At 61.8% G+C, this 14,673-nt stretch carries 10 protein-coding genes; 5 read left to right on the forward strand and 5 right to left on the reverse strand.

Annotated elements, in window-relative coordinates; genetic code table 11:
• The first annotated feature begins 271 nt into the window (after window positions 1–271).
• On the forward strand, window positions 272–1,465 hold the full coding sequence (locus tag ACSQ2W_RS00835) for a hypothetical protein (RefSeq protein ID WP_436084531.1): 1,194 nt from the start codon (window positions 272–274) through the stop codon (window positions 1,463–1,465).
• A 70-nt stretch (window positions 1,466–1,535) separates the two neighbouring features.
• On the opposite strand, the gene ACSQ2W_RS00840 is transcribed toward ACSQ2W_RS00835, so the two are convergent.
• The 3 genes from ACSQ2W_RS00840 to aspS all read right to left on the reverse strand — a co-directional run bounded on the left by ACSQ2W_RS00840 (window position 1,536) and on the right by aspS (window position 5,400).
• On the reverse strand, window positions 1,536–1,850 hold the full coding sequence (locus tag ACSQ2W_RS00840) for a DUF1236 domain-containing protein (protein WP_436084532.1): 315 nt from the start codon (window positions 1,848–1,850) through the stop codon (window positions 1,536–1,538).
• 136 nt (window positions 1,851–1,986) lie between these two features.
• Window positions 1,987–3,426, reverse strand: a complete 1,440-nt coding sequence (gene creD, locus ACSQ2W_RS00845; RefSeq protein ID WP_436084533.1) for a cell envelope integrity protein CreD — start codon at window positions 3,424–3,426, stop codon at window positions 1,987–1,989.
• Between the two features lie 183 nt (window positions 3,427–3,609).
• Window positions 3,610–5,400, reverse strand: a complete 1,791-nt coding sequence (aspS, locus tag ACSQ2W_RS00850) for an aspartate--tRNA ligase (protein ID WP_436084534.1) — start codon at window positions 5,398–5,400, stop codon at window positions 3,610–3,612.
• Between the two features lie 296 nt (window positions 5,401–5,696).
• On the opposite strand from aspS, the gene ACSQ2W_RS00855 reads away from it, so the two are divergent.
• The 4 genes from ACSQ2W_RS00855 to ACSQ2W_RS00870 all read left to right on the forward strand — a co-directional run bounded on the left by ACSQ2W_RS00855 (window position 5,697) and on the right by ACSQ2W_RS00870 (window position 10,846).
• Window positions 5,697–6,935: an MFS transporter gene (locus ACSQ2W_RS00855; protein WP_436084535.1), complete on the forward strand. Its 1,239-nt coding sequence runs from the start codon at window positions 5,697–5,699 to the stop codon at window positions 6,933–6,935.
• Window positions 6,936–7,026: 91 nt separating this feature from the next.
• Window positions 7,027–8,427: a multicopper oxidase family protein gene (locus ACSQ2W_RS00860; protein WP_436084536.1), complete on the forward strand. Its 1,401-nt coding sequence runs from the start codon at window positions 7,027–7,029 to the stop codon at window positions 8,425–8,427.
• A gap of 84 nt (window positions 8,428–8,511) precedes the next feature.
• The gene (gene rnd / locus ACSQ2W_RS00865; RefSeq protein ID WP_436084537.1) at window positions 8,512–9,657 is read left to right on the forward strand and encodes a ribonuclease D; all 1,146 of its coding nucleotides are present in this window, start codon (window positions 8,512–8,514) and stop codon (window positions 9,655–9,657) included.
• A gap of 118 nt (window positions 9,658–9,775) precedes the next feature.
• A complete protein-coding gene (locus tag ACSQ2W_RS00870) occupies window positions 9,776–10,846 on the forward strand; it encodes an adenylate/guanylate cyclase domain-containing protein (protein WP_436084538.1) in 1,071 nt (356 codons plus the stop codon).
• Window positions 10,847–10,935: 89 nt separating this feature from the next.
• Here the strand turns inward: ACSQ2W_RS00870 and ppx are convergent, their stop codons facing one another.
• Complete coding sequence (gene ppx, locus ACSQ2W_RS00875; RefSeq protein WP_436084539.1) at window positions 10,936–12,456, reverse strand: exopolyphosphatase; 1,521 nt, start codon at window positions 12,454–12,456, stop codon at window positions 10,936–10,938.
• Between the two features lie 12 nt (window positions 12,457–12,468).
• The gene (locus ACSQ2W_RS00880) at window positions 12,469–14,655 is read right to left on the reverse strand and encodes an RNA degradosome polyphosphate kinase (RefSeq protein ID WP_436084540.1); all 2,187 of its coding nucleotides are present in this window, start codon (window positions 14,653–14,655) and stop codon (window positions 12,469–12,471) included.
• Window positions 14,656–14,673 lie beyond the last annotated feature (18 nt).

Below are 14,673 nucleotides of genomic sequence, written 5' to 3' on the forward strand. Positions count from 1 at the left end.
TATCAAAGGCCCTCTACCACATATGGTTGCAGACGTGCTATTCGCCGATCGCTGCTTCGAAACGATACCTTGCAAATGCCGCTGTGCGTAAATTTACCGTTCTCGCCACCCGTGAATCTTGCCGATGGATAGTGGCTGCCCGCAAAGGCCGGTTCGACGAAACAGCAACACCGCAAGACATGACGCCGTAAACGGATTTGAATATATTTCGACCTTAATCCGTACTAGGAATGCCTTCCAGATTAAACCTTTCCAACAAAGGACCCTCCTCATGATGCCTACCCGCAACCTCCGTCTGATGCTGGCCAGCGCCGCTTTTATCGGCCTTTCCGGTCCGGCCCTCGCGCTCGACGGCGCGGATCTCGTCACCAAGCTGAATGCTTCCTATGCGCTCAACGGCGGGAACGTCACCTATGAGAACGTCTCAGTCGATGGCACGACGGTGACGCTGACCGGTGTCAGTGTCAAATCGACAGCGGCTCCAGGCAAGGACTTCAAGATTGGCGACGTGACGCTCGAGGGCGTCGAGGAAACCGACGGCGGCGGCTACTATATCGAGACCGTGGCCCTTCCTGATGTCGACATCAAGGAGGACGACGCGGCGATAACGGCCAAGGACATAACCATCGGCGGCCTTTCCATCCCCGGCAATCCGTCGGGCGGCACCATCAACGATATCGCGCTTTACGAAACCGCAGGCACCGGCCCGGTCACGGTCACCGTCAAGGGCAAGCAGGTTTTCTCGATGGAGGAATCCGACGCCAATCTGACGAAGCAGGAAAGTGACGCCGGCTTCGACTTCGACGCGACATTCTCGGGCATCAAGGCCGATCTTTCCGAAGTCGAGGACGCCAAGGCCAGGGACGCCATCGAGAAACTCGGCCTGAAGACGCTCGACGGCGAAATGACGATGAAAGGCAGCTGGGAAATCGCCAGCGGCAATGTCTCGCTCGAGGAATATGCCTTCGACTTCGCCAACGTCGGCCGGCTTGCCCTTGCCTTCAATATTTCCGGCTACACGCTCGACTTCGTGAAGGCCATGCAGGAGGCGATGAAGGCGCAGGAAGCCAATCCGAACAAGGAAGAAGCCAGTCAGGCGATGGGCCTTGCCATGATGGGTCTCGCCCAGCAGCTGACCTTCAAAAGCGCCTCGATCCGCTTCGACGACGCGACGATCACCAAGCGCGTCCTTGACTATATCGGCTCCCAGCAGGGCGTTTCCGGCGATCAGCTGGCGCAATCGCTGAAGGGCATGGTGCCGCTGATGATGGCGCAGCTCAACGTGCCGGAACTGCAGAACCAGGTCTCGACCGCCGTCAACAGCTATCTTGACGCGCCGAAGAGCCTGACGATCAGCGCAGAGCCGGAAAATCCGGTTCCCTTCCCGATGATCGTCGGCGCAGCCATGGGTGCTCCGAACACGGTGCCGAGCGTGCTCGGCGTCAAAGTGACGGCGAACGACTGATAGCGGGCAACCGGACATTCAGAAGCCCCGGCCGATCAAGGAACGGCCGGGGCTTCTTTTTGCTTCCACTCTATTCCAGAACCTGAATGACAGTGCGGTTTTGCGGATTGACGATCACGCGCCGCTGATTGACGACAGTATAGGCATACTCGGGGTGCCCATCGACCAGATGAAGCTGGATCGTGTCCGGCAAGGGCTGCCCGACAACGATGGCACCCTCATAGGCGACGGACGGAATCGGACGCTCCAGGACATAGGTCCGAACCTCGCCGGGAAGCTCGACCGTGGTCGAACTGGTGACGCCAGGATCGACCACGGCCTGGGAAAAGGCCGGCGCCGAGAGCGCCATGAAGACCGCAGAGACGGCCAGAACTGTCTTGTGCATGCTCTTTCTCCTTGCTCTTACCCGTCAACAACAGCCCGGCCGGGAGAAAGTTCCAATTTTTGGGCACTCGGCGGTTCCCCGTTGGGCAACGAAAAACCCGGCGGGAGCCGCCGGGTCTGTTTCTGCAAGCGTGCTCTCAGGTCCTTGTTGTTGCCCCGGACCAGTCGACATTGCGGGTCGAGAACATGGTCGCAGCAATTGTCATAAAGGAGATCAGCGCACCGGCAAGCAGCGCGTATTCGTCTTCGCGCAGGATCAGATACATGACTGCATAGGCGGCACCTAGCGCGAAGGCGAGGACTGCGCCGCGCTGAAAGCTGCTGGTGACCGAGCCAACATAGGTCGCAATCAACCCGGTCGTGGCGAATGACGCGACGACGTAGGCGATCTCGAAGCCGGTATGTTCGGCGAGCGCGAGCAGCAGAATGTAGAAGACAACCAGCGCAAGGCCGGTCAACACATATTGGATCCAGTGGACCTTGCGGACGTTTTTGAGTTCGATGATGAAAACAGCGAGGAACACCACCGAGAAGAAGCCGATCGAATATTTCAGCGTCCGTGCCACCACCTTATAGAACTTCACGGGCTCGACCAGGTTGATGGACATCAGGCTGTTCGACAGCGGCATGACGGAACCGGACACAACCCGATCGACGCCGCGAGCCAGATAGGGAATTGTCCATTTGGCGGAAAATCCCTTGGCGTCGATCGCCTTCTCGTCCGGCAGGAATAAGCCCTCAAAGCCCGGATGCGGCCAGTTGGCCTCGGCCGAAACGCGGGTGGTCTGACCGGCCGGTGCAATCGAGAAGCTGCGCGAGCCATTGAGCGAGAGATCGACGGCAAAGGCAAAGCCGCTTTCGAGCACGGTGCGGCCGATCAGCCGGTTCACGCCCGAGTCGAGCCTTGCGGGCGGCGCGTAGGGATCGGGCAATGCCGGCATCAACGACGATATGGCCTTCATTCCCGGCTCGAACGGCAACAGCGGCCCGCCGTCGATCCGCACGCCGGCGTCGGAGCGGATGCCGGTGATATCGGCGATGCTCAGGACCAGCATCGCGCGATCGAGGTCCGGCTTACCCTCGATTTGGCGCAGGTCCTCTACCATGCCCTGTTCAAACCGGCCCGATACGGCAATTTTGGCATTGTACACCGGCAGGCTGTAGATCGACCGCCTGCGCTCCTCGGTGACGAGCCTCGACTCCACATTCAGCGTTTCCGGCATCAGCAGCGCCCATTCGGTGACCGTCTGCCAAATGATACGGCCGTCGATGGTCTGGTTGCGATTGACTTCGAAGGGGACGGCAACATAGGGACCGTTCAGCACCTGCGGACCACCCCATCCCCTGGCGATGCCGGACGAGACTTCCTCCGCCCGGCGGCCGCGCTCCTCCACGAGCCCCCATACCAGCAGCGTCGGGATCAGCAGCGCTATGGATATGAAGCCGATCATGATGAACTTGACACCGGGCGATGACAGGAGGGCTCTCATACCGCCCGGTTGCCCTGCCGTGTCGGACCGGGATGGTTTGGAATTGTCTCCGGAATCTTCGTCCGGACTTGCGTCGATATCGGTCATGTCTAAACCCCCAGACACTGAAAACCGGCTGGGTACGCGCCGGTGCCACTATCGTTAAAAGTGCATTGAGGCGGATTGCGCGCGAAATATCGCCACTTTGAGGGCTCTTTTCAGGCGAATTGCAGATGAAAAAACCCGGCATTCGCATGCCGGGTTCCAAGGAATTCGTCGGTGAAAAGACGCTCAGTCCTTCTTCGCCGTCGGGATGACCCGCAGCGCCAGTTCCCGCAGCTGCGCAGGCGTTGCCGGGCTCGGGGCACCCATCAGCAGGTCCTGGGCCTGCTGGTTCATCGGGAACAGCGTGACTTCGCGCAGGTTCTTGGCGCCGACGAGCAGCATGATGACGCGGTCGATACCGGCAGCCATGCCGCCATGCGGCGGGGCGCCGTACTGGAAGGCGCGGTAGAGGCCGCCGAACTGCTCCTCGACCTCCTCGGCCGACTTGCCGGTGAGTTCGAAGGCCTTGACCATGAGTTCCGGCAGCTGGTTACGGATCGAGCCCGAGGCGATCTCGAAGCCGTTGCAGACGAGGTCGTACTGGTAGGCCTTGAGCGACAGCGGATCCTGCGTGTTCAAGGCTTCCAGACCACCCTGCGGCATCGAGAAGGGGTTGTGGGCGAAGTCGATCTTTTTTTCATCTTCCAGCCATTCATAGAAGGGGAAGTCGATGATCCAGCACAACTCGAAGCGGTCGCGGTCGACGAGGTTCAGTTCCTCGCCGGCGCGGGTGCGGGCTTCGCCGGCAAACTTGTAGAACTTGGCCGGGTCGCCGGCGACAAAGAAGCAGGCATCGCCGTCCTCGAGGCCGAGCTGGGTGCGGATCGCATCGGTGCGGTCCTCGCCGATGTTCTTGGCGAGCGGGCCGGCACCTTCGAGCTTCTCGCCTTCCTTGCGCCAGAAGATATAGCCCAGCCCCGGCTGGCCGGTCGATTGCGCCCAGGCGTTCATGCGGTCGCAAAAGGCGCGCGAACCGCCGGTCTTGGCCGGGATCGCCCAGACCTCGACCTTTGGGTTCGACGCGATCATGTTGGCGAACACCTTGAAGCCGGAGCCGGCGAAATGCTCGGTGACGGCCTGCATCTCGATCGGATTGCGCAGGTCCGGCTTGTCGGAGCCGTAGGTGCGGACCGCCGTCTCATGGGGAATGCGACGGAAAGTCTGCGTCACCGGCTTGCCTTCGGAGAACTGTTCGAAGACGCCGCGCAGGACCGGCTCCATCGTGTTCCAGACGTCTTCCTGGGTGACGAAGCTCATTTCCAGGTCAAGCTGGTAGAATTCGCCCGGCAGGCGGTCGGCGCGCGGGTCTTCGTCGCGGAAGCACGGCGCGATCTGGAAATAACGGTCGAAACCGGCGACCATCAGGAGCTGCTTGTACTGCTGCGGCGCCTGCGGCAGGGCGAAGAACTTGCCTTCATGGATGCGGCTCGGCACCAGGAAGTCGCGCGCGCCTTCCGGCGAGGACGCCGTCAGGATCGGCGTCGAATATTCGGCAAAGCCGATCTCGTTCATGCGGCGGCGCATGTCGGCGATGATCTGGGTGCGCTTGACGATGTTCCTGTGCAGCGTCTCGCGGCGCAGGTCGAGGAACCGGTATTTCAGGCGGACGTCTTCGGGATATTCAGGCTCGCCGAAGACCGGCAGCGGCAGCTCCTTGGCGGCGGAGAGGACTTCGATCTCCTGCGCATAGAGCTCGATCTCGCCGGTTGCCATGTGCTTGTTGACGGTGTCGTCCGAGCGCGCCTTGACGAGGCCGTCGACGCGGATGACCCACTCGCCGCGTACGGTTTCCGCCGCCTTGAAGGCCGGGCTGTCGGGATCGACGACGATCTGCGTCATGCCGTAGTGATCGCGAAGGTCGATGAACAGCAGGCCGCCATGGTCACGGACGCGGTGAACCCAGCCGGACAGACGGACGGTCTGGCCGACATCGGATTTGCTAAGAGCGGCACAAGTGTGGCTGCGGTAAGGGTGCATCATATTATCCTGGAACCAAGGGTGGCGCGCAGCCACGCCAAAGCGCGCTGCGGCAGCGTCAAAATCGGGCGGAAAAGCGCATGGTGAGGCCGATTTGTCAAGGCCGGGGCACCGATGACCGGGGTTGCCGGGAGGATACGGCTGCTGTTCGGCGCCGATCGATCGTTGAAACCGCCCATCCATACGGGAAGCTGAACGGACCATCAATTATCGTGACTGTTTTTGACGGCGCGGGCCGTTTAAGGATGATCCTCGGCACGCAGGCATAGAGTCGCGTCCGTCCGGATGATTTCTTCATGTCCCAGATTCGCCCGCTCATCCCCCTCCTGATCACCGCCGGCATACTGATCGGCGGTAACGGGCTTCAGGGGACGTATATTTCATTGCGGGCGCTTCAGGAGGGGTTTTCGACCTCGCTGATCGGCCTTGTCGGCACGGGCTACAATATCGGCTTTGCCATCGGCTGCATCTATGTGACGCGAATCCTGCGCTCGATCGGGCATATCCGGACGTTTTCGGCCATGGCGGCCATCGCGTCCGCCGCCTCCATTGCCATGGTGCTCTTGATCGATCCGTGGTTCTGGTTCCTGATGCGACTGGTTGCCGGCATCTGTTTTGCGAGCCTGTTCGCCACCGTCGAAAGCTGGCTCAATGCGCGGGTGACGAATTCCAACCGCGCCCGCACGCTGTCGATCTACCGCCTGGTCGATCTCGGCTCGGTCACGGCGGCGCAATATCTGATCCCGACCGTCGGCATCGAAGGCTTCCAGCTTTTTGCCATCGTCTCCATGGCGCTGACTTTGTCGCTGGTACCGATCGCCTTTGCCGACCGTTCGAGCCCGGGCGCACCGGAAGCCATCAAGTTCGACATCAAGGCGCTATGGAACATCTCGCCGCTCGCAACGATCGGCTGCATCGTGGTGGGTCTCACCAACTCGACCTTCCGTTCGCTTGGACCGATCTATGCCGAGGGTATCGGCCTGTCGATCACTGCGATTGCCACCTTCATGAGCGTCGGCATCATCGGCGGCGTCGTGCTGCAATATCCGCTCGGGCTCTATTCCGACCGGCTGGACCGGCGGCTGATTATCCTCTTCGCCACCTTCGGCTCGCTCATCGCCGGTCTCTACCTCGCCTTCTTCGCCGGCAGCGACGAGTGGCTGAATTTCATCGGCATCTTCGTCTTCGGCGCCTTCGCCATGCCGCTCTATTCGCTCTGCTCGGCCCATGCCAACGACCACGCCGCCGAAGGCCAGCATGCGCTGGTGTCTGCGGGCATGCTGTTCTTCTGGTCGTGCGGCGCCGTTGTCGGCCCGCTGTTTGCCTCCTTCATGCTGGATATCTTCGGACCGCAGGCATTGTTCATCTATACGGCTGCGGTGCTTGCCGCCTTCATGCTCTACACCCTGCAGCGCATGACGGCGCGCGGCGCGGTGCCGGCCGGCGCGCGGCGGATGCGCTTCCGCAACCTGTTGCGCACGTCCTCCTTCTTCAACAAGCTTGCGGCAGCACCCGGGGAAAAGAAGGACGCCTAACCACTGCGGCAAGATGCCGGCGCTTTGCAATTGCTGAATGATGCCGTCAAGTTTAAGAGGCGTAAGCATCTCAACTGCCGGAACCCTCCTCATGCCAGTCATCAGCCGCCGCACGCTTCTCAAGGGATCAGCCGCCGCAGCCGCCTCCTTCTCGCTTGGCGCCGGCCTTGCGGCCAGAAGCGGTGCCGCCGCCCCCTCGCCGCTTTCGCTCAAGGCGCAGCTCATTGATGCAAAGCTTGCGACGGACGGCATCACGCCAAAGGTGATGACCTACGGGACAGACCAGGCCGCCACAGGCATGCCGCCGGTTATCCGGATGAGGAAAGGTGAACCCTTTGCCGCCCGCCTAGTGAACGCCCTTGACGAGCCGACGACGATCCATTGGCACGGTCTGCGCATCGTCAATGCGATGGACGGCGTTCCGGAGATGACGCAGCCTTACGTCTATCCAGGCGACAGCTTCGACTATGCCTTCACGCCGCCGGACGCCGGCATCTTCTGGTATCATCCGCATTGCAACACGCTGACCCAGATGGGCCATGGCCTCACCGGTGTCATCGTCGTCGAAAACCCCTCCGATCCGGTCTTCGACGCCGAAATCGTGCTCAATCTGCGCGACTGGCGATTGGGCAATGGCGGCGCATTCCTCGCTCCGTTCAAACCCCGCGACGCGGCGCGCGGGGGCACCTATGGCACGATCCGCACGGCCAACTGGCAGCAAGAGCCCGCCTACGACGCGCCGTCCGGCGGCCTTGTGCGGGTTCGGCTGGCGGCGACCGACGTCACGCGCATCTACACGCTGGGAGCGGATGGGGCAGCAGCTGTGGTCATCGCACTTGACGGCAACCCGGTTGAGACGCCCTTCCACCTCGACCGCCTGGATTTCGGCCCCGGCCAGCGCGTCGAGCTGATCCTGCGCATGCCGGACACGGAGGGCACAGTGGTCAGGCTCGGCAATTTCCGCGGCTCCCATCCCTGGACGATCGCGACCGTGCGGGCGACCGGCGCCTCGCTGAAACGCGATATCGGCGATGTCAAACCGCTTGCCGCCAATCCGATCGCCGAGGCCGATCTGTCGACCGCCGAACGCATTCCTCTCGATTTCACCGCAACGGCCGAACATGCGCCGGCGCCAAGCATCTGCGGCACGCTCGGCTATACCCTCTGGGCAATCAACAAGGTGCCGTGGCCGGGCGATACGCTCGATCCGGTGGCACCGCTTTCGGAGCTGAAGCTTGGCAGGAGCTATGTGCTGCAGGTCAGGAACCGTACGCCGCATGCGCATCCGATCCACCTGCATGGCCTCAGCTTCCGTATCCTCAGTTCGAACAAGCGCACGATGCTGCCGCCGCCAACAGACACCATCCTTTTGCTTCCAGACGAGCAGGCAGAACTCGGTTTCGTCGCCGACAACCTTGGAGACTGGCTGCTGCATTGCCATATCATCGAGCATCAGAAGACCGGAATGTCGGGATATTTCCGTATCGCGTGAGCTTTTTGCCATTGTGGCAGATAGCGCGAAGCGATACATCGGGTGAGTTTATAGCCTCATTTCCGCCATAGTGATTGAAGTTTGATGATCGAGACAACCGCCGAACTCGCCGCCGCCTGCGAAACGCTGGCTCAGGGGCAGTACCTGACAATCGACACGGAATTTCTCCGCGAAACGACCTTCTGGCCGCAGCTGTGCCTGATCCAGATGGCCGGACCGGACATCGCCGTCATCGTCGATCCGATGGCGAAGGATATCGATCTTGCGCCGTTCTTCGAACTGATGGCCGATACCAGCGTGATCAAGGTGTTTCACGCCGCGCGCCAGGACATCGAAATCATCTACAACCTCGGCCAGCTGATCCCGCATCCGATCTTCGACACGCAGGTCGCCGCCATGGTCTGCGGTTTCGGCGACAGCGTTTCCTATGACCAGCTCGTCAGCCGCATCAAGGGCGTGCACATCGACAAGTCCTCGCGCTTCACCGACTGGAGCCGCCGGCCGCTGTCGGACAAGCAGCTCGATTATGCGCTGGCCGACGTCACCCATCTGCGCGAGGTCTACCTGCATCTGAAGGAAGAGCTTGAGCGTGAAGGCCGCTCGCTCTGGCTGACCGAGGAGATGGCGATCCTCGAAGCCAAGGAAACCTACGACATCCACCCGGACGATGCCTGGCAGCGGCTGAAGATGCGGCTGAAGAAGCCGCAGGAACTCGCCGTCTTGCAAAAGGTCGCGGCCTGGCGCGAGCGCGAGGCGCGCAGCCGCAATGTGCCGCGCGGCCGCATCCTCAAGGATGACGGCCTCTACGAGATCGCCCAGCAGCAGCCCAAGGACACGGAAGCCCTGTCGCGCCTGCGCACGATCCCCAAGGGCTGGGAGCGTTCGGCAGCGGGCACAGCCATCCTCGAGGCCGTCAACGCCGCGCTCGAGCTGCCGAAATCGGAAATGCCGAAGCTGCCGCGTCAGAACCAGTCGGCGGAAGGGGCCGCTGCCGCCAGCGAAATGCTCAAGGTGCTGCTCAAGCTGATCGCGGAAAAGCAGGGCGTCGCCGCCAAGATCATCGCCAATTCCGACGATCTGGAGCGCATCGCCTCGGAAGGCCCGAAGGCTGATGTCGGGGCGCTTAAGGGCTGGCGCCGCGAGTTGTTCGGCGATACCGCGCTTAAGCTGATCAATGGCGAAGTCGCGCTGCGTTTCATCGACCGCAAGATCGAGGCGGTGGAGCTTTAAGCTCTCCGGCGACCGTGACGTCATCCGACCCATTTCGACAAGAAGATTACGCGAATTTTCTTGACCCTACGTCCCCAAGTGGAACAATGGCGTCTCCTGCCACGGCGAACCGGGTATCATGAGAGAAATATCTCCCACAGAGAACTGGCTGATGATCACGCTCGGCATGGCGCTGAGCGGCGTGCTCTACGGCCTGGTGGTCTATCCCGACTCACCCGTGATCATCGGCGCGGTCTTCGCTGCCTTTTTGGGCGTGCCGATCATCGCGTTCGAACGCCGGCTGCTGTTTCGCCCGCTGAGCCGGCGGATCGAGCGGCTTCCAACGCCGGTCTTCATCGTTTCAGCGCTGGTGATCTATGAAGTGCTGATGAGCGCCGGCTATGCGCTGGCGGCCCTGTTGCTGTGGGGGCTGGGCTTCATCGAGCCGAAGTCGCTGGCCGACATCATCGTCATGCCGTTCCACGTCTTCCTCTATGCGCTCGCCGTCTGCGCCCTGATCGTTTTCATACTGCGCGTCCGCGACCTGCTCGGCCACGATGTGTTCACGAGCATGCTGATCAGCCGTTACCGCACACCGGTAAAGGAGGAGCGCGTCTTCCTGTTCATCGATCTCGCCGATTCGACTTCCTTTGCCGAGAAGCATGGCGACCTGCGCGCGCAGCAGTTTCTGAAGGCGCTGTTTGCGGCCTTTGCTGAGCCGGTCCGGCGCCACAAGGGCGCGATCGACGACTATGTCGGCGACGCTGCGATCGTTACCTGGCCATTGGAAAAAGGCGTGAAACATGCACGCTGCGTTCGCTGCATCTTCGATATCCTTGACGATATCGAAGCCGATGCGGAAGCCTGGCGCAAGCGGTTCGGCCAGGTGCCACGGCTGCGGGCCGCCCTTCATGGCGGATCGATCATCACGGCGGAAATCGGCGTACACCACCACAAGATCGCCTATTTTGGCGACACGGTGAACACGACGGCGCGGCTGGAATCGCTGTGCAAGACGCTGAACAGGCCGGTGCTGATCTCGGCCGAGCTTGCGGAAAGGATCAAGTTTCCGCACACGGTCGCGATCGAGGATCTCGGCAGCCACGCGGTCAAGGGACGTGGCCAGACGCTAGGCGTAATGGCACTGAGATCACAGGCCAAGATCGCGGCCGCCGCCGAGACGTTCGATCTGCGGATTCCGGCCGAATAGCATTTTGCACCGAAGTTGAACCAGCGATATTCGCCTGGGCCACCGCCTCATCTCCGGAAAGCCGCCTAACCAACAATCGGATTCCCTGCCTACTGGAACCGAAACGCGATCCGCTTGCCTGTCAGCCTGGCAAGCTGCTGCAGCCGGCCGTCGAGACGCTCGCCGGTAAATTCCGAATAGGCGGAGGGCACGACGAATTCGAGATCGAGGTCCGGGGCCCTGGACGGGCGGATATCGAGATTGCGAACGATGCCCGGCATTGAGGCCGACAACAGGTAGACGACCCTGAGCAGGCCGCCCAGAAGCTTGGCGAGTTCCAGCAGGCGCGGCGTGGCGATCGCCGCCAGGGGTTCGGTGGCGCCGTCGTCGTTGAGGCCTTCGAAACGATAGTAGTTGGCAAGCGCGATATAGGCGCGACCGGCATGGGTGATGCCGGCGAAGGTACTGTGGGCGATGATGTTGAGCGCCTGCAGTCCGCGGTAGTCGGGATGGGCGCGCCAACTGATATCGGCGAGCAGGCAGGCGGCCTGGCGGTAACGCCCCTCTTCCTCGGTCTCGGTGATGCCGAAATGCGGCACCATCTTGCCGCTCCAATCGGCAAGCTCGCGCGCATGCTCGGGCGAGCGGGCACGCAGGATGGCGATTTCGCCGGCCGCCGTCAGCAGCGGATCATGGGCGCGCATGGTTTCCGACAGCAGCGAAAACAGATAGCCCTCGCGAACGCCGAGCGCTGAAAACGAGATGCGTGCCGGCTTCATCTGCGCGATCGCTTCCTGCATGGCAACGGCGCCGAAGGGCAGGAGTGCACGGCGGGTCTTCGAGATGCTCGCATATGCCGGAGACCTGGTGTCCTTCGGCTCGATCACCTCGGGCAGGAAGGCAATGGCTTCCTCATAGGAGATCTCGTACCCCTGCATCATGTTCAGCGGATAATTGCGCATCTCCATATGCAGCTTGGCGATCGAGCGCCAGGTGCCACCAACGGCGTAGAAGGTGCGGCCGGCAACGTTCCGCAGCACCTGCGCGCCCTTCATGTAGCGGCGCACATGGCTGCGCGCCTTGACGATCGATCCTTCGGCGTGTTCCGACAGTCGGATGCCGCCGAGTGGCAGGGTGATGCCCTTGCCGACCTTGGTGCCGACGACATCGACAAGCTCCAGCGAACCGCCGCCGAGATCGCCGACGACGCCGTCCGGATCGTGATAGCCGCTGATGATGCCCATCGCGGAGAAATAGGCTTCTTCCTCGCCGGTCAGCACGCGAATCTTCTGGCCGAGTATGATCTCCGCCCGGCGGATGAAATCCGGGCCGTTCGAGGCATCGCGGGCGGCGGCTGTGGCGAGCACGAAAACGGTCGAGGCGCGCGCCTGGGTGGACAGAGCCCTGAAGCGATGCAGCGCCTTCAGTGCCCGCTCGACGCTCACGGCGTCCATGCGTCCGGTCGCGTCGATGCCCTTGCCGAGGCCGCACATGACCTTTTCGTTGAACAGCACTGCGGGGGAGCGGCTCAGCCCCTCATAGATCACCAGTCGAATCGAGTTCGACCCGATATCCACGACGGAGACCGGGGCAATTCCAGGCAAACGCCCCTGGGCTTCAGATTCTACCATGCAAATCCAGTTTTATCTTCTGCGGCCGCTGTCCCAGCCGGCGATTACCTTCGGGGTGCTGGATTTCAAGGCTTCTCCCCGCCCGGACAGGCTGGGGTTGGTCATGAAATAGACCTGAGCATTGAACGGCTCGGAATCGCGGGCGACTTCCATGCGCCGCGACGTTCCGTCCGGAAGGATCTCGTAGCTCTGCTGGTTATCGATGAGATTGCCCAGCATGATCTGCGACAGTACCTGTTCATGCACAGTCCGGTTGATGAGAGGCACAAGGGTCTCCACCCGCCGGTCCAGATTGCGCGGCATCATGTCCGCCGACCCGATATAGACGAGCGCGTGCTCGGAGGGAAGTCCATGGCCGTTGCCGAAGCAGAAGATGCGCGAATGTTCAAGGAAACGTCCGACGATCGATTTGACGCGGATATTGTCGGACAGACCCGGCACCTGCGGCCGCAGGCAGCAGATGCCGCGCACCACCAGGTCGATCTCGACGCCCGCCCGGCTTGCGCGGTAGAGCGCGTCGATGATCTCCGGATCCACCAGCGAATTCATCTTCATCCAGATCGACGCGGGACGGCCGGCCTCGGCATGGTCGATTTCCTCGCCGATATGCTGCAGGATGCGCGGACGCAGCGTGTGCGGCGAAATCGCCAGCTTCATGCCGGCCTCGGGCTCGCCGTAGCCAGTGATAAAGTTGAAGATATTGGCCATGTCATGGGCAATCTTCGGATTGCAGGTGAAGAAGGACAGGTCCGTATAGATCTTCGCCGTGACCGGGTGGTAGTTGCCGGTGCCGAGGTGGCAGTAGGTCCTGAGCTTGCCCTCCTCGCGACGCACCACCATCGACATCTTCGCATGTGTCTTCAGTTCGATGAAGCCGAACACCACTTGCACGCCGGCGCGTTCGAGGTCGCGCGCCCAGCGGATATTGGCTTCCTCGTCAAAGCGCGCCTTGAGTTCGACCAGCGCCGTCACCGACTTGCCCGCTTCGGCGGCATCGATCAACGCACGCACGATCGGGCTGTCGTTGGACGTCCGATAAAGCGTCTGCTTTATCGCCAGAACGTCAGGATCGCGCGCAGCCTGGAGCAGAAACTGGACCACCACGTCGAAGCTCTCGTAGGGGTGGTGGACGACCATGTCCTTTTCGCGGATGGCTGCAAGACAGTCTCCGGCGTGTTCGCGGACGCGTTCGGGAAATCGCGCATTGTACGGCTCGAAGCGCAAATCGTCGCGCGGCGCCTTCGTGATCTCGGACAAAGTGTTGAGGGCCAGAAGGCCGGGCAGCACGGCGACGCGGTTTTCCGCGACGCCGAGTTCGCCGACAACGAAATGGCGCAGTTCCAGCGGCATCTCGGAATCGATCTCGATACGGATCACCGATCCGCGGCGGCGGCGCTTCAGCGCCGTCTCGAAGAAGCGGACGAGATCTTCGGCCTCTTCCTCGACTTCGATATCGCTGTCTCGAATGATGCGGAAGGTGCCCGAACCCTTGACCTCATAGCCGGGGAACAGCCGCTCGATGAACAGGCTGACCGCATCCTCCAGCGTGATGTAGCGGATAACGGACTTGGCGTCCGGCAGGCGGATGAACCGTTCGAGCGCGACCGGCAGGCGTAGAAGCGCCGTCATCGGCTCGCGGCCGCTTTTGCTGACGAGCTGCAAGCCCATGGTGAAGCCGAGATTCGGGATGAACGGGAACGGGTGCGCCGGGTCGATCGAAAGCGGCGTCAGCACCGGAAAGATCGACTGCTCGAACTCATTCGCCAGCCAGGTCCGGTCCTGCGCCGACAGCGACACCGGGCGGACGATGAGAATATCTTCCTTGGCGAGATATTGCTGCAGGACGGCAAGCGAGGCCTGCTGTTCCATCTGCAGATTGTCGATTTCCTTGAGGATGTCCTCCAACTGCTCGACCGGCGTCTTTCCATCCGGGCTGCGCACCAGCACGCCCTGACGCACCTGGCCTTCGAGACCGGCGACGCGGACCATGAAGAATTCGTCGAGGTTGGCGGCGGAAATCGACAGGAAACGCACGCGCTCCAGCAACGGATGCGCCGTGTTCAGCGTTTCCTCCAGAACGCGGCGGTTGAACTGGAGCCAGGAGAATTCGCGGTTGATGAAGCGTTCCGGGCTCGTCAGGAGATCGGTTTCATACGCCACAGGCTCATGGGCGATTGTCGCAGATTTTACAGTGTCCATTATCTTCAGCCCGCCTTA

This window comes from Pararhizobium sp. LjRoot255, from assembly GCF_964252905.1.
GTDB lineage: Bacteria > Pseudomonadota > Alphaproteobacteria > Rhizobiales > Rhizobiaceae > Pararhizobium.

Bases quoted from the DNA above. Each gene is read 5' to 3' on its own strand.
- ACSQ2W_RS00835 (WP_436084531.1), top strand. From the start codon at position 272: ATGATGCCTACCCGCAACCTCCGTCTGATGCTGGCCAGCGCCGCTTTT.
- ACSQ2W_RS00840 (WP_436084532.1), bottom strand. From the start codon at position 1,850: ATGCACAAGACAGTTCTGGCCGTCTCTGCGGTCTTCATGGCGCTCTCG.
- creD (WP_436084533.1), bottom strand. From the start codon at position 3,426: ATGACCGATATCGACGCAAGTCCGGACGAAGATTCCGGAGACAATTCC.
- aspS (WP_436084534.1), bottom strand. From the start codon at position 5,400: ATGCACCCTTACCGCAGCCACACTTGTGCCGCTCTTAGCAAATCCGAT.
- ACSQ2W_RS00855 (WP_436084535.1), top strand. From the start codon at position 5,697: ATGTCCCAGATTCGCCCGCTCATCCCCCTCCTGATCACCGCCGGCATA.
- ACSQ2W_RS00860 (WP_436084536.1), top strand. From the start codon at position 7,027: ATGCCAGTCATCAGCCGCCGCACGCTTCTCAAGGGATCAGCCGCCGCA.
- rnd (WP_436084537.1), top strand. From the start codon at position 8,512: ATGATCGAGACAACCGCCGAACTCGCCGCCGCCTGCGAAACGCTGGCT.
- ACSQ2W_RS00870 (WP_436084538.1), top strand. From the start codon at position 9,776: ATGAGAGAAATATCTCCCACAGAGAACTGGCTGATGATCACGCTCGGC.
- ppx (WP_436084539.1), bottom strand. From the start codon at position 12,456: ATGGTAGAATCTGAAGCCCAGGGGCGTTTGCCTGGAATTGCCCCGGTC.
- ACSQ2W_RS00880 (WP_436084540.1), bottom strand. From the start codon at position 14,655: ATGGACACTGTAAAATCTGCGACAATCGCCCATGAGCCTGTGGCGTAT.